The organism is Faucicola osloensis, from assembly GCF_020041925.1.
Classification (GTDB): domain Bacteria; phylum Pseudomonadota; class Gammaproteobacteria; order Pseudomonadales; family Moraxellaceae; genus Faucicola; species Faucicola osloensis_D.
This window is the reverse complement of the sequence record NZ_CP083409.1, coordinates 1237651-1262253: the sequence shown is the minus strand read 5'-3', so window position 1 is coordinate 1262253 and position 24603 is coordinate 1237651. Positions and strand designations below refer to the sequence as shown.

At 43.2% G+C, this 24603-nt stretch carries 18 protein-coding genes, 2 tRNA genes, 1 rRNA gene and 2 pseudogenes; 9 read left to right on the top strand and 14 right to left on the bottom strand.

The window, feature by feature from the left end; all coding sequences use genetic code 11:
* Positions 1 to 131: 131 nt before the first annotated feature.
* From LAJ61_RS05540 to LAJ61_RS05505, 8 genes are all read right to left on the bottom strand, one after another.
* Positions 132 to 207 (bottom strand) — tRNA-Ala (locus LAJ61_RS05540).
* A gap of 85 nt (positions 208 to 292) precedes the next feature.
* Positions 293 to 369 (bottom strand) — tRNA-Ile (locus LAJ61_RS05535).
* Positions 370 to 532: 163 nt separating this feature from the next.
* A 16S ribosomal RNA gene (locus tag LAJ61_RS05530) occupies positions 533 to 2064 on the bottom strand.
* A 444-nt stretch (positions 2065 to 2508) separates the two neighbouring features.
* Positions 2509 to 4431 carry a molecular chaperone DnaK gene (dnaK, locus tag LAJ61_RS05525; protein ID WP_224053122.1) on the bottom strand — a complete coding sequence of 641 codons (1923 nt, stop codon included), beginning with the start codon at positions 4429 to 4431 and terminating at the stop codon, positions 2509 to 2511.
* A 161-nt stretch (positions 4432 to 4592) separates the two neighbouring features.
* Entirely contained in the window at positions 4593 to 5174 is a 582-nt protein-coding gene (gene grpE / locus LAJ61_RS05520) for a nucleotide exchange factor GrpE (RefSeq protein ID WP_144918615.1), read from the bottom strand.
* 224 nt (positions 5175 to 5398) lie between these two features.
* A complete protein-coding gene (locus tag LAJ61_RS05515; protein ID WP_224053121.1) occupies positions 5399 to 6004 on the bottom strand; it encodes an L-threonylcarbamoyladenylate synthase in 606 nt (201 codons plus the stop codon).
* A 49-nt stretch (positions 6005 to 6053) separates the two neighbouring features.
* A complete protein-coding gene (gene dprA, locus LAJ61_RS05510; protein ID WP_224053120.1) occupies positions 6054 to 7283 on the bottom strand; it encodes a DNA-processing protein DprA in 1230 nt (409 codons plus the stop codon).
* Positions 7284 to 7452: 169 nt separating this feature from the next.
* Positions 7453 to 8556 (bottom strand): LysM peptidoglycan-binding domain-containing protein, encoded by a 1104-nt coding sequence (locus tag LAJ61_RS05505; protein ID WP_224053119.1) that lies wholly within the window; start codon positions 8554 to 8556, stop codon positions 7453 to 7455.
* A gap of 374 nt (positions 8557 to 8930) precedes the next feature.
* On the opposite strand from LAJ61_RS05505, the gene def reads away from it, so the two are divergent.
* Together def and hisB are read left to right on the top strand one after the other, a co-directional pair.
* Entirely contained in the window at positions 8931 to 9461 is a 531-nt protein-coding gene (gene def / locus LAJ61_RS05500) for a peptide deformylase (RefSeq protein ID WP_135887808.1), read from the top strand.
* Between the two features lie 22 nt (positions 9462 to 9483).
* Complete coding sequence (hisB, locus tag LAJ61_RS05495) at positions 9484 to 10086, top strand: imidazoleglycerol-phosphate dehydratase HisB (RefSeq protein WP_007117432.1); 603 nt, start codon at positions 9484 to 9486, stop codon at positions 10084 to 10086.
* A 10-nt stretch (positions 10087 to 10096) separates the two neighbouring features.
* Here hisB and LAJ61_RS05490 read toward each other — a convergent pair whose 3' ends face one another.
* Entirely contained in the window at positions 10097 to 10624 is a 528-nt protein-coding gene (locus tag LAJ61_RS05490) for a hypothetical protein (protein ID WP_224054767.1), read from the bottom strand.
* Positions 10625 to 10648: 24 nt separating this feature from the next.
* Positions 10649 to 11137: a YajQ family cyclic di-GMP-binding protein gene (locus LAJ61_RS05485; protein WP_224054766.1), complete on the bottom strand. Its 489-nt coding sequence runs from the start codon at positions 11135 to 11137 to the stop codon at positions 10649 to 10651.
* A 279-nt stretch (positions 11138 to 11416) separates the two neighbouring features.
* On the opposite strand from LAJ61_RS05485, the gene LAJ61_RS05480 reads away from it, so the two are divergent.
* Positions 11417 to 12163 (top strand): glutathione peroxidase, encoded by a 747-nt coding sequence (locus tag LAJ61_RS05480; RefSeq protein WP_224054765.1) that lies wholly within the window; start codon positions 11417 to 11419, stop codon positions 12161 to 12163.
* A 48-nt stretch (positions 12164 to 12211) separates the two neighbouring features.
* On the opposite strand, the gene LAJ61_RS05475 is transcribed toward LAJ61_RS05480, so the two are convergent.
* Positions 12212 to 14185 (bottom strand): ATP-binding cassette domain-containing protein, encoded by a 1974-nt coding sequence (locus LAJ61_RS05475; protein WP_224054764.1) that lies wholly within the window; start codon positions 14183 to 14185, stop codon positions 12212 to 12214.
* Between the two features lie 132 nt (positions 14186 to 14317).
* Here LAJ61_RS05475 and erpA point away from each other — a divergent pair, with 132 nt between their 5' ends.
* The 4 genes from erpA (at position 14318) to LAJ61_RS05455 (ending at position 17827) form a co-directional block, all read left to right on the top strand.
* Positions 14318 to 14650 carry an iron-sulfur cluster insertion protein ErpA gene (gene erpA / locus LAJ61_RS05470; RefSeq protein WP_065253985.1) on the top strand — a complete coding sequence of 111 codons (333 nt, stop codon included), beginning with the start codon at positions 14318 to 14320 and terminating at the stop codon, positions 14648 to 14650.
* Positions 14651 to 15047: 397 nt separating this feature from the next.
* Positions 15048 to 15404, top strand: coding sequence for a roadblock/LC7 domain-containing protein (locus LAJ61_RS05465; RefSeq protein ID WP_224054763.1), 357 nt, complete (start codon positions 15048 to 15050; stop codon positions 15402 to 15404).
* A 212-nt stretch (positions 15405 to 15616) separates the two neighbouring features.
* Positions 15617 to 17182, top strand: a complete 1566-nt coding sequence (gene gshA, locus LAJ61_RS05460; protein ID WP_224054762.1) for a glutamate--cysteine ligase — start codon at positions 15617 to 15619, stop codon at positions 17180 to 17182.
* 120 nt (positions 17183 to 17302) lie between these two features.
* Positions 17303 to 17827 carry a disulfide bond formation protein B gene (locus tag LAJ61_RS05455; RefSeq protein WP_224054761.1) on the top strand — a complete coding sequence of 175 codons (525 nt, stop codon included), beginning with the start codon at positions 17303 to 17305 and terminating at the stop codon, positions 17825 to 17827.
* Positions 17828 to 17901: 74 nt separating this feature from the next.
* Here the strand turns inward: LAJ61_RS05455 and guaA are convergent, their stop codons facing one another.
* Entirely contained in the window at positions 17902 to 19485 is a 1584-nt protein-coding gene (guaA, locus tag LAJ61_RS05450) for a glutamine-hydrolyzing GMP synthase (protein ID WP_224054760.1), read from the bottom strand.
* Between the two features lie 487 nt (positions 19486 to 19972).
* Between guaA and LAJ61_RS11220 the strand changes: the two are divergent.
* A pseudogene (locus LAJ61_RS11220) lies at positions 19973 to 20437 on the top strand (hypothetical protein); the annotation flags it as partial.
* 66 nt (positions 20438 to 20503) lie between these two features.
* Positions 20504 to 20866: pseudogene (locus tag LAJ61_RS11215) on the top strand (glycine zipper domain-containing protein); the annotation flags it as partial.
* A gap of 541 nt (positions 20867 to 21407) precedes the next feature.
* Here the strand turns inward: LAJ61_RS11215 and LAJ61_RS05440 are convergent.
* Together LAJ61_RS05440 and gyrB are read right to left on the bottom strand one after the other, a co-directional pair.
* Positions 21408 to 21998, bottom strand: a complete 591-nt coding sequence (locus LAJ61_RS05440; protein WP_219334071.1) for a manganese efflux pump MntP — start codon at positions 21996 to 21998, stop codon at positions 21408 to 21410.
* Positions 21999 to 22101: 103 nt separating this feature from the next.
* Positions 22102 to 24594, bottom strand: a complete 2493-nt coding sequence (gene gyrB, locus LAJ61_RS05435) for a DNA topoisomerase (ATP-hydrolyzing) subunit B (RefSeq protein ID WP_224054759.1) — start codon at positions 24592 to 24594, stop codon at positions 22102 to 22104.
* Positions 24595 to 24603: the final 9 nt, after the last annotated feature.

Here is a 24603-nt window from a genome sequence, read left to right as displayed (position 1 = left end):
ACTCATTTCTCTATGTTGTTATTGAATTATCAGACCTTCGTCAGGTCGTGATTTCTGATAAAACAGATTGAAGTAATCTCTCAATACACTTACTAAATTACTCTGTCTGCTTTATTACGTTAAGCTAATTATGGTGGAGCCAAGGAGAGTCGAACTCCTGACCTCCTGCGTGCAAGGCAGGCGCTCTACCAACTGAGCTATGGCCCCTGAGCAAGGATCAGCAAAGCATCGCTTTGCCCGAGCGCAAGAGAATTTACGAAGTAAATTCTAAAGCATTTAACCTCTGGTTAAATGGTGGGTCTAATAAGACTTGAACTTATGACCCCTGCCTTATCAAGGCAGTGCTCTAACCAACTGAGCTATAGACCCCGAGAACCGTTAAAAAATTGCATCGCAATTTTAGGTTCGAGCTAAAATCCTTTGCTAAGGATTTTAGTCTTAGCCTTGCTATTTGCGCTGCTGTAGATTAACGATTATTAGCTTATTTATACACAAGAACAACTTGCTGTGAATTCTCACTTAGTGCTTTAGTTAAGGAGGTGATCCAGCCGCAGGTTCCCCTACGGCTACCTTGTTACGACTTCACCCCAGTCATCGACCACACCGTGGTAAGCGCCCTCTTTCGTTAGGCTACCTACTTCTGGTGCAATAGACTCCCATGGTGTGACGGGCGGTGTGTACAAGGCCCGGGAACGTATTCACCGCAGCATTCTGATCTGCGATTACTAGCGATTCCGACTTCATGGAGTCGAGTTGCAGACTCCAATCCGGACTACGATAGGCTTTTTGAGATTAGCATCACATCGCTGTGTAGCAACCCTCTGTACCTACCATTGTAGCACGTGTGTAGCCCTGGTCGTAAGGGCCATGATGACTTGACGTCGTCCCCGCCTTCCTCCAGTTTGTCACTGGCAGTATCCTTAAAGTTCCCGGCTTAACCCGCTGGCAAATAAGGAAAAGGGTTGCGCTCGTTGCGGGACTTAACCCAACATCTCACGACACGAGCTGACGACAGCCATGCAGCACCTGTATGTGAATTCCCGAAGGCACTCTCTCATCTCTGAAAGATTCTCACTATGTCAAGACCAGGTAAGGTTCTTCGCGTTGCATCGAATTAAACCACATGCTCCACCGCTTGTGCGGGCCCCCGTCAATTCATTTGAGTTTTAACCTTGCGGCCGTACTCCCCAGGCGGTCTACTTATCGCGTTAACTGCGCCACTAAAGTCTCAAGGACCCCAACGGCTAGTAGACATCGTTTACGGCGTGGACTACCAGGGTATCTAATCCTGTTTGCTACCCACGCTTTCGAATCTCAGTGTCAATATTATGCCAGGAAGCTGCCTTCGCCATCGGTATTCCTCCAGATCTCTACGCATTTCACCGCTACACCTGGAATTCTACTTCCCTCTCACATATTCTAGCACCACCAGTATCACATGCAGTTCCCAGGTTAAGCCCGGGGATTTCACATGTGACTTAATGAGCCACCTACACTCGCTTTACGCCCAGTAATTCCGATTAACGCTCGCACCCTCTGTATTACCGCGGCTGCTGGCACAGAGTTAGCCGGTGCTTATTCTGCAGGTAACGTCTAATCTAATGGGTATTAACCATTAGCCTCTCCTCCCTGCTTAAAGTGCTTTACAACCAAAAGGCCTTCTTCACACACGCGGCATGGCTGGATCAGGGTTGCCCCCATTGTCCAATATTCCCCACTGCTGCCTCCCGTAGGAGTCCGGACCGTGTCTCAGTTCCGGTGTGACTGATCATCCTCTCAGACCAGTTACAGATCGTCGCCTTGGTGGGCCTTTACCCCACCAACTAGCTAATCTGATTTAGGCTCATCTAATAGCAAGAGCTTGCGCCCCCTTTCACCCGTAGGTCGTATGCGGTATTAATTCGAGTTTCCCCGAGCTATCCCCCACTACTAGGCAGATTCCTAAATGTTACTCACCCGTCCGCCACTAATCTTCTCTAGCAAGCTAGAGAGTCATCGTTCGACTTGCATGTGTTAAGCCTGCCGCCAGCGTTCAATCTGAGCCATGATCAAACTCTTCAGTTTAATCTTTCTATCTATTGTCACCGCTACGCGATGTCAATAGATTTAATTTGTTGACTCAATTATTTATACTGTCTTTGCTCAAATAAACTTACGAGTATCTTCACTCTGACAATACAATTAATTAAAGTCTTAATTTTATCGCCCTAAGTGAAAATCCACACAAGTTGTTCTTGTGTTTGTTGTTATTTAGTGTACCAAAGATATCGTCTATCATCTGGTGAGCTTGATATTGTAATACGTTTTGTTTTACTCTGTCAAGCTTTATTTTAATTCTTTCTGAGCTTCGTAAGTTGTTTTACTTATTTGTAAACTCTTCGTCGCTCAGTGGTGGCGTATTATACGTGAATTGGAATGGGTGTCAACACCTTTTTTAAAAATTTTCAAATAAAATAAAAATACCGCCTTGCGGCGGTATTTTTATTGATGCTGTAATCAGTGAACTGATTATTTATTGTCATCTTTTACTTCGGTGAATTCTGCATCGACCACCCCATCATCTTGCTGGGTTTGTTGTGGCTGTGCATCACCCGCTTCTGCAGTAGCGCCTGCGTCAGCATAGATTTTTTGACTAACCGGTAAAAAGGCATTGTCTAGGGCTTCAAGTTTTGACTTGATGTCATCTAGATTATCTTCTTTAACCGCCAATTCTAGCGCTTTGATAGCGTCTTCTACTGCGGTTTTGTCGCTATCGGTTACTTTATCAGCGGCATCTTTCATGGCTTTTTGTACGCCATGAATACGACCATCTGCTTCGTTACGTACTTGCGCAAGTTCAGCAAATTTTGCATCTTCAGCGGCATTGGCTTCAGCATCACGAATCATTTGCTCGATCTCAGCATCTGATAGACCTGAGTCGGCTTTAATTTGGATACTTTGTGCTTTACCAGTCCCTTTGTCTTTAGCTGAGATATTCATGATGCCATCAGCGTTGATGTCAAAGGTAACTTCAATTTGCGGTACGCCACGCGGTGCGGGTGGAATATCGGTCAAATCGAAACGTCCAAGCAATTTGTTTTGTGCAGCAATTTTACGCTCACCTTGGTAGACCTGAATAGTTACTGCTGGTTGGTTGTCATCCGCTGTAGAGAACACTTGTGATTTCTTGGTTGGAATCATGGTGTTTTTCTCAATGATTGGTGTCAACACACCGCCCATGGTTTCGATACCTAGGGTTAACGGGGTTACGTCAAGCAGTAGTACGTCAGTTTTGTCGCCCGATAATACCGCACCTTGAATCGCTGCACCCATCGCTACGGCTTCATCAGGGTTCACATCTTTACGTGGCTCTTTGCCAAAGAATTCTTGAACACGTTGTTGTACCAGTGGCATACGGCTTTGACCACCTACCAAGATAACGTCATCAATATCAGACGCTTTTAAGCCTGCGTCGCTCAGTGCGACTTTACAAGGCTCAATGGTACGGTTGACTAGCGCTTCAGTTAAGCTTTCTAACTTGGCACGGGTTACATTTACCACTAAGTGTTTTGGACCTGTGGCATCGGCAGTGATATACGGTAAGTTAATATCGGTGCTCTGTGAGCTTGAAAGTTCAATTTTCGCTTTCTCTGCCGCTTCTTTTAAACGCTGCATTGCCAGTGGGTCACCTTTTAGGTTCACACTGTTTTCTTTTTTGAATTCTTCAACCAAGTAGTCGATTAAGGTCAAGTCAAAGTCTTCACCGCCTAAGAAGGTATCACCATTGGTTGAAAGCACTTCAAATTGCTGCTCGCCATCAACGTTTGCGATTTCGATGATTGAAATATCAAAAGTACCACCACCTAAGTCATAAACCGCAATCTTACGGTCTGCACTGCCTTTTTTGTCCATACCGTAAGCTAAGGCTGCCGCTGTAGGTTCGTTGATGATACGTTTGACATCAAGACCTGCGATTTTACCGGCGTCTTTAGTGGCTTGACGTTGGCTGTCATTAAAGTAAGCAGGTACCGTTACTACCGCTTCAGTGACACTTTCACCCAAATAATCTTCTGCAGTTTTTTTCATTTTTTTCAAAACTTCAGCAGAAATTTGAGGTGGTGCTAATTTTTTACCGTTGATGTCAACCCAAGCATCGCCATTGTCAGCTTTGACAATTTTATATGGCACCATACCGATGTCTTTTTGCACGACTTTGTCTTCAAACTTGCGACCAATCAAACGCTTGATAGCAAATAAGGTATTTTGTGGGTTGGTTACCGCTTGGCGTTTGGCTGATTGACCCACTAAAATTTCGCCGTCATCTTTATAAGCAACGATTGATGGGGTAGTACGTGCGCCTTCAGCATTGTCGATGACTTTAACTTTGTCACCTTCCATCACTGCGACACATGAGTTGGTTGTACCTAAGTCAATACCAATAATTTTAGCCATAATTAAATTCTCCAATTTTTATTTTGATGGTAAGTGGTGATGAGCACCATATTGTCTTGTATTTTTATATCGGTTTACCGAGGGTTTTTTTCAAGTAGTTAGCAAAAGTTTTTTGCTACACTCGTTACCAATCGGTCAATCCGTTGTTTACTGCTTGCTTACTAGCTACCTACGCGAACCATGGCTGGACGCAATAAACGCTCATGTAGCGTATAACCTTTTTGTAGTACTTGACCGACTTGGTTGGCGCTCGCTTCTGGGTCAATACCTACGGCTTCATGCAGGTCGGCATTAAATGTTTCGCCTTGTGGATTGACCACTTTAACGCCGTATCGTTCTAACACCGCAATCAACGATTTGTGGGTAAGTTTGACGCCTTCGAGCACAGGATCATTGTCGGATTGGCTATTTTCAATCGCACGTTCAAGGTTATCAACAGTGTCTAATAGGTCTTTGGCAAATTTTTCTAAAGCAAATTTTTTGGTTTTTTCGGTTTCTTGCTCCATGCGGTTGCGTGCATTGTAGGCTTCAGCATTGGCACGGGCATGAGCTTCTTTGGCTTCTTTGACTTGACCTTCAAGCTCGGCAATACGCTGCTCGTAGGTGCTCAAATTGATATCGCTAGGAATGGTTTTTTGCTCATTACTTGGCTCAAACTGTTCCATGGCATCTTTTAACTCCGTTGAGACGGCATCAGTTTGGTTATGCGGTTGCGTATTTTGGTTATTATCAGCTGAATTCATCAATCATCACTCCTATTATCAAAGTAACCGTCACCAAGGTAACAGTTACACGTTAAAACGGTTAAAGTTATTGGCTTTGATAATGGTGAATCCCTTTAATTTCAAGAGTGAGTCGCATTATTTGCGGGTCGAAATGGCGTTTTTCCTATGAAATCCACACTAAATTTACGTATTTATGACATAAGAAGATAAAAATTGCTCCAAACATTGCCAAAAACAGGGCGTTAAGCCCGTACTTGTTGTTGGGTTAATGCATCAAAAATTTGGCTAGGTCGAACAAATCCAAGGGTGTCGCCAAGTAAATAACCGATGGCATCTCCAAAGTATTGATAAGCAGCCGCGAAATCAGTAGCAGGCGTTAGCCCCGATAGGTTACAACTTGTGGATACCAAAAATCCAAATGGGTTATGGTTGTCTGCTTGAGCAATGTGATTGCATAGTTTGGCAATCATCGGATGGCTAATTACTCGTATGGCTAAGCTATCTCGTCCACCTGTGACCCATTCGGGGATTTTGCCTTGCAATGATGCAGGAATCGGTAACAACCAAGTCGTGGCTTGTGCATCGCTAGACTGCCAACTTGCCGCAATGCTATTGACTACCTGCTGTGGTAATGGCTGTAAGAATGGTTGAATATGCGCGATATCGCCTGTGATAACAATCATGCCTTTTTCGATTGGACGTTGTTTAATCGCTAAAATCTGTTTCACTGCTGTTTCGTTAAACGGGTCACAGCCAATTCCCCACACCGCTTCGGTTGGATAAGCGAGCAGATTGCCGGCTTGTAAAAATTGCTGAACTGCATCGAGCTGGGTGTCATTAAATTGCATTATATACCTCGATTATTTTGTAGTTTTTTTTGCTTATCGCTTATCAAAATTAAGGGCGGCAGCGCATGTATAGACCGCCGCGCTGCATCACCAGTCCCATTAGCTCAAGCTCAATCAGCCAGCCCATGAGTGTGGCAATATCGGTACGGGTTTTATCGACCAAGTTGTCTAAATCTTGCCCGACCCAATCGAGTTGATTAAGTAGTGTCTGCAAATGCGGCGCCACATCCATCGCCAATGGCGCTTGGTGCGGCTGGGTATTTGATGCTGATTCGGATGGTAATTGAGGGCTACTGATGACTGACTGTGCAACTATCGGCGTTGTTTCAACCTCGGTGGCTTTGACAAGCGGCGATTTAAAAATTGATAAATCTTCCAAAATTTGTGATGGATGATCGACTAAGGTCGCACCCTCACGAATCAATTGGTGGCAACCTTTGGCGTTGAGGTTGTCAATATGACTAGGAATAGCAAAAACTTGTTTGCCTTGCTCGTTGGCTTCTCTGGCCGTAATGAGCGAGCCGCTTTTTGCAGCCGCTTCTACAACCAAAGTTGCCAAACTTAGCCCAGCGACGAGACGATTGCGCCTTGGAAAATGGTAGCGATTGCTCGGCATATCGGGCAATAATTCACTAATGACGCAGCCACCTGACGCAATAATATGGGCTTTAAGACTGGCGTGATTTTTTGGATAACAATGTTTAATACCATTGCCCAGTACCGCAATAGTACCACCTTGTGTACCCGTCATCTGTAGACTTAACGCACCTAAATGCGCTTGTTTGTCAATGCCTTCTGCCATGCCACTGGTGATCCATAAACCTTCGTGCGCCAAATATTGCGCCATATCAAAAGCAATTTTTTCGGCATGTGGGCTAGGTTTACGACTTCCAACGATCGCCAATTGTGGTTGGCTTAAGGCAGATAAGTTGCCTTGATACAATAGCAAAGGGGGTGGGTCATAGATGTTTTTTAACTGCGACGGATATAAAGGATCATTATCAAACACCACTCCATACTGCCCGTGCGATAGTTCTAATAGCGTATCATGCAAAAACTGGCTGGTTCGACTGGCGCTGATAAACTCAGCAAAACGTTTGTGGTGATTATCATGCAATCCCAGTGCTTGCCAGTCTGCCAGCTTGGCTTGAATGGCTTGTTCAGCGCTACCAAAACGCGCTACAAGCTTGTTATAAACCGGCACCGATAAGTTCACTAAATGCCATAACAATAAGGCAGCCTGCTGCGCCGGGTTTAAGTTAGGCTGATAATCCTGCATCACGTATATTCCTTAGGCATGTATAGGGCTTATGAATGTTTGCTAGTATAAATTTTTCTCACCATAAAAACTTTAAAGACAGCAAAGCCAGTCAAGGTGACTGGCTTTTGAACAATCGCTTACCCATCAAGCATAAGCAAGGGCAGGCAAGCAAAAGTAAGCGAAAGCGTTAGTTGCCGACCGCAGGCAATAAAAAATCTTGCTCATGAATCAGTGATTCTGCATCGAGTACATAAGCGTAGCTAATATCGTTAAATGCTTTAAATACCATGACATGACCGATTTGCTCACTTGGCAATCGTACTGCCCCACCTTTCACGGATGAATAGTCGTCCAAGACTAAAGCGCCTTTTTGATAAACCGTCAACACATCGCCTGGCTCAGCGCCTTGGCTGGTACCCAAATTAATGGCAATCACCCCATCTCGACCCGCACTACTAATGGAATTTAAAATACGAATCACGCGACCGCCACGAGTAACGCTGGCAGGTTTTGGATAAAAAGCGGGTGGCAAGTACTGACCGACTTCGACAAATACACGGTCACCTTCGCGCACTTCTTGACCATACGATTTTTTAAGCTCGATACTAGAAACACCGTTTGATGCTACGCTAGTGACGATACCTGCGGCAACTTGGGTGACTTCAAGACCGATGACTTTACGGGTCACTGGGTCAACATACGGTTCGCCCTCACGATACACGCCATAGCGTTGTCCCACAATGAGTGGCACGCCTTTGGCATAGATTTTGTTGCCGACACCTGTGATAATGTTTTTATCTTTTGAAGCAAGCACATAGGGGGTAGTTTTAAAGTCATCAGGCGATACGATGATATTGCGCTCAAGCCATGTTTCAATGGCAGTCAAAGGAATCGCAGCGATGCTACCTGCGGCACTTACCACTGTGGTTGTGGTGACTGGCGCGTTCATGGCTTTTTCAACGCCTGCACAGCCTTCACCCGTATCTACACCGACCAATTTTTGCCCTTTAATCACACATAAGATAATCACATCTTTTGGATAAATCAGATGCGGATTACGAATATGCTTATTGGTCGCCCAGATTTCTTTCCAGCGCCACGGACTTTCTAAGAATTTGCCGGAGATATCCCAAAGCGTATCACCTTTTTTTACCACGTAACGGTTGGGCGCATCGGCTTTGATACGAGGCGGCGGGTTGTTAGCAGCGGCTAACGAAGTCACTGTCATACCTAGGGTTGCCAACAAAGCGAAGGATAATTTTTTCATTGTCGTGGTGTTATAGTTTGTCATAGCCCAATGCTCAAGGTTAACGGCTTAACGCTTTAAATGGCATACGCTTCACCATCACTTATAAAAATCATAGCCAAATGTTGTGTTATGTGTCGCAAAATCACCCATAATTTGCACTATGTAAATTTCGGTTAGCATAGCATAAAATAATTGGGGCTTCATAAATTTTCTCTTTAAATCGTTTTTTTAAATGATTTGGTTTTGGTGGATTTTAATGACTCAATCATTATCATTGATTATTTGCTATTGTGAAGCGATTGGTTTGCACCTATATATAAGTTATAGTAGCCAAACTTTAGCGTTTGCGTTACCCTATGCCAATTTTTTTAGATAACTTTTGCCCTATTATTTGCCTTATTAACAGTTGACCGATTATGACTTTACGTACCATTTTAAATTACCCAGATCCGAGGCTTCGTACCCTTGCCAAGCCTGTCACCCACTTTGACGATGACCTAAAAACCTTGATTGATGATATGTTTGAAACCATGTATGCCGCCAAAGGTATTGGTCTGGCGGCAACGCAAGTAGACGAGCATATTCAATTGGTAGTGATGGACTTATCTGAAGATGGCAGCCAGCCTCGGGTGTTTATCAACCCTGTTATCACCCCATTAGCCGATGAATTATATAGCTACGAAGAAGGGTGTTTGTCTGTGCCAGAGTACTATGACAAAGTCGATAGACCCAAACATGTCAGAATTGAGGCTGTCGACGCGCAGGGCAACCCGTTTGTTGAAGAAGCACAAGGCCTACTTGCCGTATGTATCCAACATGAAATTGACCATTTAAATGGTAAAGTTTTTGTGGATTATCTATCCAAGCTCAAACAAGACCGTGCGCGTGATAAAGTGCGTAAAGTTGTCAAACAGCGTGAAAAAGATGCTGAACATAAAAGACTGTGATTTTTAACTGTAAGGGAAAACCATGACCACTCGCCCATCGCGTATCGCCACTGTCACACGAAATACCGCCGAAACCCAAATCACCGTATCTATCAACCTTGACGGTACTGGTCAAGGCAGCATTGACACGGGCGTGCCATTTCTTGACCATATGCTTGACCAAATCAAACGTCATGGCTTAATTGACATGGATATCACCTGTAACGGCGACACCCACATTGACGACCATCATAGCGTCGAAGATGTCGGTATCACGCTAGGTCAAGCCTTCAAACAAGCGATTGGTGACAAAAAAGGCATCGTGCGTTATGGGCATTTTTATGCCCCGCTCGATGAAAGCCTTAGCCGTGCAGTAGTGGATATTTCAGGTCGCCCTGGACTGCACATGGATATCCCGTTTACCCGTGCGATGATTGGTGGGTTTGATGTGGATTTGTTCAGTGAATTTTTCTATGGCTTTGTCAATCATGCCATGATAACTATTCATTTGGATAACTTGAAAGGCAAAAACAGCCATCACCAAATTGAAAGTACGTTTAAGGCATTTGCTCGTGCGCTGCGCATGGCGGTGGAATATGATGAACGTGCGCTCGATAGATTGCCGAGTACCAAAGAAAGTCTATAACTTTAAATAGTTACTGTTGCTGATTTTCTAAATCAATTCTTTGCACGCTTTTTAACATAAATGGGTAACTCATCGTTAAAATAGGCAATTTGACATATTCAACGCAGATTTGCTGTGATGGGTTATATTTAGCTTTAAAATAATCTGTATCTTTGTGTATACGATTGATATAGCTGAACTCATAAAATTTTCTTTGTTTCTCTTGGTACAAGATTAAAACTTTCCTTGAGGATTTGAAGTCATTCTTTGTGGTATATTTTGAAAATACGCCACATACTTTTTTTATGTTTTTATCATGATTGTATAGATAAAATCCATAAGTAAAATGATAAACGATAAATAAAATCCCAACAAAAATAATGCCAAAGCGAATATTCTGCTGCTCAGTAAAATTACTTTGCCACCAAAGTAATGTCATGACCAAAACAACCGATACCAGCGTATTTACATTTGCACCGACCATCAAAAAAACTACTGCTTGTGGAATCACAAGCAGTAAAAAAATTTTCAATGATGATTTTTGGTTTTGATTAGACATTTAAATTATTGAATAAAATCCAAATTAGTCTTTAAAATTATTAAATTGCAGTGGCACGCCAAATTGCTTTTCTTTCAAAAATGCCATCGCTTGCTGTAGCGTGTCTTTTTTCTTATCATTGACCCGTACTTTATCGCCTTGAATCGCTGCCGATACTTTCAAATCCGACTCTTTTAATGCCTTGCTGATTTTTTTGGCGGTATCGCCATCAAGTCCATCTTTCAGATTGACCACTTTTTTCATTTGTTTGCCCGAGCCTTGATTATCCTGTGGGTCGAGTGACTGCAAATCTACCCCACGTTTTATCATGTTTTTCTCAAGCATGGCATACACGTTTTCCATCTGCAACTCATTGTCTGAGGTGATGGTGATTTTTTTGTCTTTCTCATTTAGTTCGACTTTAATATCACTGCCTTTAAAGTCAAAACGGGTGGCGATTTCTTTCTCGGTATTTTGCACGGCATGTTTAACTTCAAATAATTGTAGCTCTGAAACCACGTCAAATGATGGCATGAGGTTTTCCTTATCAAATTTGTTGAATAGAATCTAAAAAATCTGCCCTATCATAACTGATTTTGTCAATTTTTAACAATTGACGGACTGTTATCACCACAGTTAATCATATAAAATAAATCATAAATTATATAATGATTTAAAATACTTATTAAAGTAATTAACTTTTTAATAACGCTGATTACAGTTTTTTACCTTATTTGTTTGTATAATGAGTAGGCAAATAGGTTATTTAATAAAAAATGTAGTATAACAATTTACGATAATAAGGAGTAGGACATGGCGTTTAGCGATATGATTGGCAAACAAGTGCCAAGCGTGACTTTTCATACCCAGCAGCAAGGTAAATGGGTGGATGTTACCACGGATGAATTATTCAAAGGCAAAAAAGTAGTATTGTTCGCATTACCAGGGGCGTTTACACCAACGTGTTCATCACTGCATTTACCGCGTTACAATGAATTGGCAACTGAATTTGCCAAACTAGGCGTTGATGACATCGTGTGTGTCTCGGTCAACGATACCTTTGTTATGAATGCTTGGGCAAAAGACCAAGACTGTAGTAATGTGACCGTGATGCCAGATGGGAACGGCGAGTTTGCCGAAGCGATGGGACGCTTAATTGATGATTCAGCGATTGGGTTTGGCAAACGTTCATGGCGTTATTCGATGCTCGTGGATGATGGCAAAATCGTCAAAATCTTTGACGAACCTCAAGACAGCGGCAGTGATGACCCATACGAAGTATCAGATGCTGATACCATGATTAAATATATTGACCCAAACTGGCAAGACAAACCCTCTGTCTCAATTTTTACCAAGCCTGGTTGCCCACATTGTGCCAAAGCTAAAGAAACGTTAACCGAAAAAGGCTTTGAATTTGAAGAAATTGTACTTGGTAAAGATGCCAGTATCACTTCAGTGCGAGCAATTACTGGTCGTGAAACTACCCCACAGGTGTTTATCGGTGGCAAACACATCGGTGGTAATGATGACTTACAAAAATATTTTGCTGATGCAAAATAATGTTTGATTAAATAAAAAAAAGACAGTCTAGGCTGTCTTTTTTATTGGCTAGTTAAAATTATTTTCTATCTCTTCAAGTGCCATCATTAAATTCATCACCTGCTCTTCAACTGCTTCAATCTTATTTTTTAATGCCGTCTGCTCATCGAGCAACGTTAACAAATCCGCTTTTCGGCTATCATCATACAGACCTGCATCACCCAGCTTTTCTTCAACCTCACCTAGCTGCGCCATGAATTTTTCTAGTTGTTTTTCCTCGTTTTCGATTTTTTTACGGATGGGCGCGGTGAGTTTACGCTGTTCAGCGGATTTTTTGCGTTGTTCTTCTTTAGATAACGTATTGAGCACGTTAGACGTTTCACGTGAAACATCTGTTTTATGCTCGGCTAATTTTTTGTCTTCGAGCTTTTTATTGTCGCTCGCTTGTTTGGCTTGCTGTTTGCGGGTCTGTGATAACCACTGACTATAATAAGCGATGTCATTGTCAAAGATGTTACATTGCCCGTCATGCACCAAATATAGCTCATCGCAAACATTGGCTATCATTTCTCGGTCATGTGACACCAGAATGACCGCCCCTTCAAATTCTTGCAAAGCCATACTCAATGCTTGTCGCATCTCCAAATCTAAGTGGTTGGTCGGCTCGTCTAATACCAAAACATTAGGACGCTGCCATACGATGAGCGCAAGGGTGAGTCTTGCTCGCTCACCGCCAGAGAATAACTTGCTTTTGGTATCAATGCGCTCACCGCGAAAGTCAAAACTCCCTAAAAACGCGCGTAAATCAGCGTCTGAGGTTTTGCCTGCGAGACGCTGCAGCATCAACATGGGTGATGCTTCGCCATCAAGGCTATCCATTTGGTGTTGGTTAAAATACCCTAGTACCAAACTATCTGCGGCTTTACGCGTCCCAGCCAAGATAGGCAACTCACCCACCAAGCCTTTAATGACCGTTGATTTTCCTGCGCCATTCATCCCTAGCAGACCGATGCGGCTGTCAGGGGTAATTTGTAGGCGAATGTTCTCGATGAGTGCGACACCGTTGTAACCCACACTGGCATTATCTAGCACCAGTAATGGCGATGTTAATTGCACAGGGGATTTGAACCGAAACTGAAACGGATTGTCCGCCATGATAGGCGCTAGCTCGGTCATTCGTTCAAGCTGTTTGACACGGGCTTGCGCTTGTTTGGCTTTGGAGGCTTTGGCTTTAAAACGGCGGATAAAATCTTCAAGGTGGGCACGGGTTTCTTGTTGTTTTTCAAACTGCTGCTGCTGCTGGGCTAGGCGTTCACTACGGGTACGAACAAAGGTGCTGTAATTGCCTGTATAAAGGGTCATTTGTTGGTTTTCAATGTGCAAGATATTGCTCACCACATTATCCAAAAACGCTTGGTCGTGGCTAATCATGAGTAACGTGCCATCATAGGCTTTGAGCCATTCTTCAAGCCACAAGATGGCATCTAAATCCAAGTGATTGGTTGGTTCATCAAGCAACAATAAATCCGCTCGGCTCATTAGGGTTTTGGCAAGGTTTAGGCGCATACGCCAGCCCCCTGAAAAACTACTCACAGATTGGCTTTCTTGGGCGACATTAAACCCAAGTCCTGTCATGATTTGAGACGCTTTTGCAGGGGTACTATAGCCATGGATATCATCAAAGCGTGCGTGCACATGAGCGAGCTCATCTTCTGACAAGGTATCTGGCTGGTTAATCTTATCTTGCAGCTCAAAGTATTCTTTGTCGCCACTCAACACAAAATCTATCGCCGATTGGTCAGTGCTTTCAATCTCTTGCGCCATATGACCGATTTGCCAACTGTTGGGAACCGATAGACTGCCTGTATCGAGTGCCAATTCGCCTTCGCCTTTTTGGTTCAATAGCGTCGCAAAAAAACTGGATTTACCTGTGCCATTGTTGCCTGTTAACCCGATTTTCCAACCTGGATGGATTTGCAAATTGACATCTTTGAATAATACCCGCCCATCACGGCGAATACTGGCATCTTTTAGTTCTATCATAATCGGCTCAAAACTCAAAAAATTTGACTAAAATTAAATGGGAAAATTCTTGATAGTATAAAGCAAGCACCCCATAATAAGAAAAAAGTTTTTATAAGGAATACCCCGATGAGCGATACCATAACTGATAGTATGGTTGATGGCATGACCTTGACCGATAATGCTGCCAAAAAAGTGCGTAACCTACGTGATTCAGAAGGCAATAACGACTTGATGCTGCGGGTATATGTGACAGGTGGTGGCTGCTCGGGTTTTTCGTATGGTTTTAATTTTGAAGAGAACTTGGGTGATGATGATGCTACCTTTAGCAACGATGATGTAGCATTGGTCGTTGATAGTTTGAGCTACCAATATCTACATGGCTCAACCATTGATTATGTGGAAGGATTAGAAGGCTCACGTTTTACCGTCAACAATCCAAACGCCACTACGACTTGTGGTTGTGGTTCGTCATTTTCTATCTAGCTTTATTGGCTAATTTTACTGGGTTTCTTTAGCCAGTTCATTTGAATGATTAAGAGGCTTTAGCTTAAATTATGGCTTAAATATAGCCAGTAACTGTTAAGTTTAGCCTTTTAATTTTCATTCATCCTTTATTTGTTACCTTTCAACAAAATCATCTATATTTTTTCAGCGTTTATCAGATTTGATTTGTGTCATTAGCCTTTATCCGTAATAATGCTTCCATCAACAGTGTGCTGACACTTAACCGTGTTATCATCAAGTACCCTAATATAGATTCATATTAATTTATTGTTGTTAATTACTTAATGTTAAATGTTTTAATGATTTAAGTTTGTTAGCTAAGCAATTATTAATAAGCAATCTTTACTATTAATTTAATAATACCAAGGAGCTTATCATGGCTAAATTATCTTTAGACTCACTCAATAACATCGACGGTTTCATTGCAGCTGCATTAGTTGACAGCGAATCAGGTCTAGCACTTGCTTCAACCGGTAATGGTATCGACCTTGAAGTTGCAGCAGCGGGTAACACTGAAGTGGTACGTGCAAAACGTAAAACTTCTAAAGCATTAGGTCTTAACGACAATATCGAAGATATCCTAATCACATTAAATAAACAATATCACTTAATCCGTCCGCTAGTTCGTAACGAAAACCTATTTTTGTACCTAGTGCTTGATCGCCAAAAATCAAACCTAGCCATGGCGCGTCATGAATTAAAAGGGTTTGAGACTGAATTAGATTTCTCTTAATGCCTTTTTCATTAAAAGTGACAGATGTCAGGTAAAAATTACCACTTAATCAAATAATGGGATAGTTTTTATCATACCCACGGTATTTACTGTGGGTTTTTTACGTTTGGCGATTATCGCAATTGGTAATTTCGTCATCACGATATTTTGATAGTGTTTGTGTAAATTTGGTGGCATAATTTCACACAATTAAAAATAATTCTAGGATAACTATGACCCAAGCGCCTCAAACTTGTACTTCTTTGCAGCTACCTACTTGGCTGACCGCTGAAAATATTCATGGCATTCTACGGGGTATCGAAAAAGAAGGCTTACGTATGAGCCCTGAGGGATATATCGCCACTACCCCACACCCGGCAAAGCTTGGCTCAAAACTCACTCACCCTTTTATCACTACTGACTACGCCGAAAGCTTGTTAGAGCTAATTACTGAGCCAAAACCCACGGTGAAAGAAGCGCTTGATATGCTGCGTGATTTGCATATTGTGGTACAAAATGCTTTGACCGATGATGAGCTGTTTTGGTCGATGTCGATGCCTTGTATGATTTCGGGCGATGAAGATATTTTGCTGGCCGACTATGGCACCTCAAACTCAGGTAGATTAAAAACCCTATATCGTCACGGTCTAGGCATCCGCTATGGTCGCCGTATGCAGACCATTGCTGGACTACATTATAATTTATCATTTGGTGATAATTTATTCACCGCTTGGCAACAGCAGTTAGGTGATACCCAGTCATTAACTGAATTTAAAAATGAAAAATATTTGGGTCTGATTCGTAACTTCAAGCGTCTAAGTGGTATGGTGCTGTATTTGGTGGGTGCAAGTCCTGCCGTGTGCGCGTGTTTTTTAAAGGGTCGCGAACATCCGCTAAAGCCAATGAACGCATCAACTTACTATTTACCTAATGCTACCTCTCTGCGTATGGGCAAACTGGGTTACCAAAATAGCGTACAAGACGATTTAGATATCCGCTATAACAGTCTTGATGAATATGTCGCAGGTTTGCGTAATGCCATCCACACGCCGCATCCTAATTTTACCGCGTTGGGACTCGATGATGACAATGGCTATCCCATTCAAATCAATGACCATATTTTACAGATTGAAAACGAGTACTACAGCCCGATTCGCCCCAAACAAATCACCCAACCCGGCGAAAACCCCAGTGATGCCTTAGCCAAGCGCGGTATCGCTTATGTGGAACTCCGAGCGATTGACTTAGATCCGTACAGCGAAATCGGTATCAGCTTAAATACCGCCTGTTTTATGGAAATTTTAGCCTTGTACTGCCTATTGCTAGATAGTCCTGACTTATTGCCCGAGGAAGATGCCCTACTTGCTCAAAACCAAGAAAAAATTGTCAATCAAGGGCGCGAGCCAAACTTAACGATTGATACAATGGCGGGGCAAGTCGCATTTAAAGACTGGCTAGTACAGCATCTGCTAGGTATGCGTAAGCTATCAGAACTCATGGATGTCACTTATGGTAGCAATGATTACCGCAACGCGTGGCAAGCGATGATGGCAAAAGCGCAAAATCCCGACAATACCCTATCAGCGCAAGTATTAGCTGATACCGAACGCTTTGATAGTAGCTGGCAGTTTGGTAAGTCACTGGCGCAAATGCATGCCAATCGCTTAAGACATCAAGGATTAGTCCCTGAACAAATGACTTACTTTGAGCAGCTTGCCAAAGACTCTGTGCGTGAGCAAGCCGATATCGAGCACAATGACACACAAGATTTTTATGCCTATGTGAGTCAATTTCGCTAGTTAGCAAGTGCTAGTAATCAGGTATTGTTGGGCTGATTATTCTGTAGGGTTAAATTTCTAAAATTCTAAGCGCTATTGTTTGGCTTATTCTTTTTCACTAAATTGTTTGATGGTTTTTTTATGCGTAATGCTTCATTGACCCACAGCTTGTTAAGTTATCGGGGACTGGCAGGACTATTGACGTTAGCCAGCATTATTGGCATGAGTTTCGCCTATTTTTATTTGCAAGGGGTGGTAAAATTAGACCCGTGTCCGCTGTGTATCTTTCAGCGAGTGGGTTTGATTGTGATGGGGATTTTTGCATTTATCGCCTTTTTGCTCAATCCAAAACAAGTTTGGGCAAAGATTTTGTTGATGGGTGGCGCGCTGCTCGGCATTTTGTGGTCAATTGCTGTGGCGATTCGCCATGTATGGATTCAACACCTGCCACCTGACCAAGTCCCCTCATGTGGTCCTGGGTTAGACTATTGGATGGATACGTTGCCGATTGCCCAAGTGTTGAAAGAAGTATTTAAAGGTTCTGGCGAGTGTGCGGTGATTGACTGGACGTTTTTAGGCTTTAGTATCCCAGAATTATCCTTGGGGTTTTTTAGCATTTTATTGGTAATGATTATTTTGGCGATACGTCAAAGCAATACTCGATAACGTTACCGGTCGTGGTTTAAACCCATAAAAAAGGCGATAATCAATCGCCTTTTTTATTAGCTTTTTTAGTCGCTTTATTCCCATTCAATGGTCGCTGGTGGCTTACTTGAGATATCGTAGGTCACACGTGAGACTTCTTTGATTTCATTCATGATGCGATTAGACACGGTTTCAATCAAATCATACGGTAAATGGGCAAAACGTGCTGTCATAAAGTCGATGGTTTCAACCGCCCGTAATGCAATCACCCACGCATAGCGGCGACCATCACCGACCACGCCCACTGATTTTACCGGTTGGAATACCGCGAATGCTTGTGCGGTTTTATCATACCACCCAGATTTTTCCAACTCTTGCATAAAGATGGCATCGGCTTGACGCAAAATGTCGGCATATTCTTTTTTCACTTCACCCAAGATACGCACGCCTAGACCTGGACCTGGGAAGGGATGACGATAAATCATTTTTGCAGGTAGCCCTAATGTCACACCGAGCTTACGCACTTCATCTTTAAACAAGTCACGTAAGGGTTCAACGAGTTTGAACTGCAAATCGTCTGGCAAGCCACCGACATTGTGGTGCGACTTGATGACATGCGCTTTGCCTTGGTGACTTTTTGCCGATTCAATGACATCGGGATAAATGGTGCCTTGTGCCAAGAATTGAATGCCTTTGCCCTCACCCGACAGTTCACGTGCGGTATCTGCAAACACATCGATAAAGGTTTTGCCAATGATTTTACGCTTGGCCTCTGGATCGCTAACACCGGCTAATGCGGTCAAAAAACGTTCTTCAGCATCCACGCGAATGACTTTAACGCCCATGTTTTCAGCAAAGATTTGCATCACTTGGTCGCCTTCATGTAGCCGTAACAAACCATTATCAACAAACACACAGGTTAGCTGCTCGCCAATCGCTTTGTGAAGCAGTGCGGCTACTACTGAGCTATCTACGCCGCCCGAAAGTCCCAACAACACTTGCTCATCGGCAATTTGTTCTTTTAACTGCGCCACACGCATCTCAATGATGTTATCCGGTGTCCATGCATTGGCACAGCCACAGATTTGGTGTACAAATCGGCTAATCAATGCCTCACCTTGCAGCGTATGGGTCACTTCTGGATGAAACTGCACACCATAATAATGCTTGCTTTCATTTGCCATGGCAGCAATTGGACAGCTTGGGGTTATCGCAGTCACTTCAAAGCCTGCAGGTAACTCAACAACTTTATCGCCATGACTCATCCAAACGTGTAATTTGTTGGGCTCATCTTCAATGTCTTTAAAGAAGCTATCTTGAGCGGTTTTTTCAATGATAGCAGCGCCAAACTCTTGGTGACTACTGGCTTCAATTTTGCCACCAAACCGATCTGCCATCGCCTGCATACCATAGCAAATGCCTAGTACAGGCACATTGATATCAAATACGGCGTCATTAATTTTTGGGCTGTTTTCTGCATACACGCTCTCTGGACCGCCCGATAAAATAACCCCTTTTGCACCAAATTCATGAATGCGCTGTGCGTCGATATCGTATGGGTACATTTCACAGAACACCCCTGCTTCACGCACGCGGCGTGCAATCAGTTGACTGTACTGTGAACCATAATCCAATACCAAAATACGGTCTTGTTTGATTGAGTTGTTGGATGTTGACATACGAGCCTCTTTAAATTTGGATAAATAGCTTAGTTGAACCGATGCTAACAGGTTTCAAAAATTTATGGGTATTGTACCAATTAACGGCTTTATTTGCTGATTTTTATAGGGTGAAAAATGGCTACATGAATGTTTTAAGTAAAAATTTTCCCTAAAAAATTTCTATCATAAACAGTCTTTAATTGCGTTTTTTTGTATCCTTTTCACCAATTGCTTATCTTTGTTACACAAACATAATCTAATAGGCTTTGAGTTTACCAAACTCTACGAAAAGATTGCTGATACTGCTACATATCAAACGCAAAAATTTATTATTATGGAAGGGTAATAACTTAAAACGGTTTTACGAAAAAATTGATTTTAATTTATGCATTTTAATTTAATATCACGTTTAATCGTTTTTCAACAATAAAAATAACAGCCATATTAAAAATTTTTTAAACACTAGTATGGCTTGGATAAAAAAACTTCAAATGAGGATACAATCATGGTAGATAATATCAATAATTCAGACTTAAATCGCGACCCTATCACTGGTGAACCAGGTTCACATCCAATCGGTACTGCAGTAGGCGGTATGGGTGGTGCGGCTGCAGGTGCAGCTATCGGTGCCATTGGTGGTCCATTGGGTATGTTAATCGGCGGCGCAATTGGTGCCATCGCGGGTGGTGCTGCAGGTCACGCCGCAGGTGAAGCGATTGATCCAACTATTGAAGATACTTATTGGAACGATACCTATACACAAACAACCTACTATAGAGATGGTTATGATTATACCACTGACTATCAACCAGCTTATGCAGTCGGCTATGCAAACCGCGCAAAATACCCAGCTGGCACCACGTTTGACAGTGTAGAATCTGATCTTGAACGTAGTTGGCATGAAGTAAAAGGTAGTTCACGTCTTGCATGGCAGGATGCTAAAGAAGCGATTCGTGATGGTTGGGATAGAACAGATGCTCGTATTTCTGGTCAAGAATATTCACCACGTCTTCGTACAGTGGATGGCTATGCAGAAGGTGAAGAAAAGGGTCATCCTGTTGCTACTGGTACAGGCGCATTAGGTGGTGCCGCAGCTGGTGCAGCCGTTGGTTCAGTAGCGGGTCCCGTTGGTACATTGATTGGTGGTGCGATTGGCGCCGTGGCAGGTAGCGCGGCAGGTCATGAAGTCGGTGAAGCAGTCAACCCTACTACTGCTGAAGATGCTTACGAAAAACCTCATCCAGTTGCCAGTGGTTCTGGGGCACTAGGCGGTGCAGCAGCCGGTGCAGCCGTTGGTTCAGTAGCGGGCCCTGTTGGTACCTTAGTGGGTGGCGCGATTGGCGCTGTAGCAGGTGGTGCAGCAGGTCATGAAGTCGGTGAAGCAGTCAACCCAACTGAAGCCGGTGAACAACGTAAAGAAGCTAACCCTGTTGCCAGTGGTACAGGTATGGTAGCTGGTGCTGCTACAGGCGCTGCAATTGGTGCGGTAGGTGGTCCAGTAGGTTCATTAGTTGGCGGTGCCATTGGTGCTGTAGCAGGTGCAGCCACGGGTAATGCCGTAGCAAATACGCTTGAAGGTAATACAGAAGAAGATACCTACTGGCGCAATAACTACAATACGACGACTTACTATAGTCAAGGCTACGATTACGATACTGACTATCGCTCAGCGTATGATTATGGTTACCGTGCACGTCATCATTTTAATACTGCTAATGATTTTGAAAGTGTTGAAAATGACTTACGCAATGATTGGGAAAAATTCAAAGGTAATTCACGTTTGACTTGGGACCAAGCTCGCCTAGCAGCACGTGATGCATGGTATCGTATTAAGCGTTAATCTTTCGATTAAGTTAGCTTAACATAAAAAAAAGACTTTCATCAATTTGAAAGTCTTTTTTATTTGAACTGTTAAAATCTGAGGCAAGAAAGCTAGCCTATTAAATTACCATTTTGATGCCAATACCGATTAACACTAGCCCACCAAAAATTTCAGCCTTACTCTCTAGCCACGTGCCTGATTGCTTGCCCATAAATACGCCAATAAAGCTAAAAATGCCTGTTACCACGGCAATTACTGCACAGGATACATAAGGATTGACTGGGATTAAGTTTAAGGTAAATCCGGCTGCCATTGCATCAATACTGGTTGCAATCGCTAAAGTAGTCATGGTTTTATGCGTGATGACAACATTGGCATCATTGGCGATATCTAAAGCAATATTGTGCGGGGTGGAGTCTTGTGATGTGGCATCTTCATCATCGCCAGATAAGGCTTCATACAGCATTTTTCCACCAAGCCCCACCAAAATAATGCACGCGATCCAAGGCGCCCAATTGGCGATAAATCCTAGGATTGAACGTCCACCGAGATAACCAATCAAAGGCATCAAACCTTGAAAGACGCCAAAATATACGCCTGCCATGACCGCAATTTTGGTCGTATCTTGGCGGTGTTTGGCACCGAGTCCAATCGCTACAGCAAAGGCATCCATCGATAAGGCTATCGCTAGCAGTAATAAAGCAATCATGTGATATCTCTTCTAAAAATTCTAGCTGAAATAAAACCACCTTATTACGACATAAGGTGGTTTCCATTGTATTAAAGTATTAAAACACGACTCTAATATTGGGTTAAATATCTAAGTTGGTCACCGTTAACGCATTCTCTTCAATAAAGGCACGACGCGGCTCTACATCATCCCCCATCAGACACGAAAATAAATGGTCAGCAGCAATCGCATCTTCAATGGTGACTTTTAGCATATGGCGGTTTTCTGGATCCATCGTGGTTTCCCACAATTGATCAGCGTTCATCTCGCCCAACCCTTTATAACGCTGAATCGCTAACCCACGGCGCGCATCACTCATAATAAATTGCCATAGATAACCCATGTCTTTGATCGGCAGTTTTTTATCACCTTTAGCGATATAGGCGGTATCTGACAACATATCTTTCCACTGGCTGGTCAAGCGATGCAAACGGCTATACTCACCTGAACCAATAAATGCGGTATCTAATAAGTACGCGTGTGGCAACTGATGGATAAAAATCGTCACGCGCGGTAGATAATAGGTTTTTTGATGATCGCCTTCTTGTTTGCTAAAGGGCTCTAATTCAATTTGTGGGTGTAATCCGTCTGCCGTCACGGCTAGATTCTGCGCTAATGCTTCTACCCAATTTCGCATTTGCGTTTCATCTTCAATCATTGGCATGCTAAGTTTGCTGGTGATTGCCAACGCATCCAATACGGCGCTTGGATATTTGATTTGCAAACGGTTTTTGATGGTCTGAGTTTGGTTATAATCATTGAGCAAGGTTTCTAGCGCTTGCCCGGTTACCGCAGGCGTACCTTCACTCAAATGCAACTGGGTATCGTCAATGGTTGATGACAATAAATAGGCCTTTAACGCTTCATCATCTTTGACATACAATTCTTGGCGACCTTTTTTCACTTTATACAGCGGTGGCTGCGCAATATAAATATGACCACGTTCTAATAGCTCTGGGGTTTGACGGAAAAAGAACGTCAGAAGCAAGGTGCGAATATGTGAACCATCCACGTCCGCATCAGTCATGATGATAATTTTGTGATAGCGTAATTTGTCGGGATTGTACTCATCAGGTCCGATGCCTGTACCCAATGCGGTAATTAAGGTACCCACTTCCTGCGACGATAGCATCTTATCAAAACGCGCACGTTCTACATTTAGAATTTTACCTTTCAGCGGTAAAATCGCCTGCATCTTACGGTTACGCCCTTGTTTGGCAGAACCGCCTGCCGAGTCCCCTTCCACAATGTACAGCTCTGACATCGCAGGGTCTTTTTCTTGGCAGTCGGCAAGTTTGCCTGGCAGACCTGCGATATCAAGGGTAGTTTTACGGCGAGTCATTTCACGAGCTTTACGCGCAGCTTCCCGCGCACGGGCGGCATCGATGATTTTACCAGCAATCCCTTTGGCAGCATTGGGATTTTCAAGCAAGTAAGCGCTAAACTTATCGTGCATGGCTGATTCAACCGCGGGTTTGACTTCACTCGATACCAGTTTGTCTTTGGTTTGGCTTGAGAATTTTGGGTCAGGTACTTTGACAGAAATAATCGCGGTTAAACCTTCCCGCGCATCGTCACCTGTTACCGCAACTTTTTCTTTTTTCATCAAGTTTTCGCTATCCATATAGCTATTTAGGCAGCGTGTTAATGCCGAACGAAAACCAGAAAGATGGCTGCCACCATCTTTTTGCGGGATATTATTGGTAAAGCATAATACTTTTTCGTTGTAGCTATCTGTCCATTGCAATGCCACTTCGACACTGATACCGTCATTTTCTTCACTGGTAAAATGAAACACCTCATTTAGCCCAGTTTTGCCCGCATTGATGTAATGAACGAACTCAGATAGACCGCCAACGTGTTCAAACTCATGGCGTTTGTCATCGCGCTCATCCGTCAATACAATGCGTACACCCGAGTTTAAAAACGACAATTCGCGTAAGCGCTTGGCGAGAATTTCAAAATCAAAAATCGTGCCTGTAAAAATATCATCGCTTGGATAAAAGCGCACTTGTGTGCCTGTTTGCTGGGTGGCTTCAAGCTGTTCGATAGGCGCTACGGGCTCACCATCGGCATACGTTTGGCTATAGTGATAACCATCACGCCAAATATCCAGCACCAGTTTTTTTGATAACGCATTAACCACTGACACACCAACACCGTGCAAACCACCTGAGACTTTATAACTGTTGTCGTCAAATTTACCGCCCGCATGCAGGACCGTCATGATAACCTGCGCAGCTGACACCCCTTCTTCTGGATGAATATCGACAGGAATACCGCGTCCATTGTCTTTGACGCTAACCGATTCATCTTCGTGGATGATGATGTCAATTTGATCACAGTGACCCGCCAAGGCTTCATCAATGGCGTTATCCACCACTTCAAACACCATATGATGCAAACCTGTGCCATCGTCGGTATCGCCAATGTACATACCAGGGCGTACACGGACGGCTTCTAAGCCACGAAGTACGCGGATACTGTCAGAACCATAGGCTTTATTTTCTTGATGACTTGATTGGGTAATAGATTGTTGTGTCTGATCGGCTACATTCGCAGATGTATCAGTCATGATGACTCC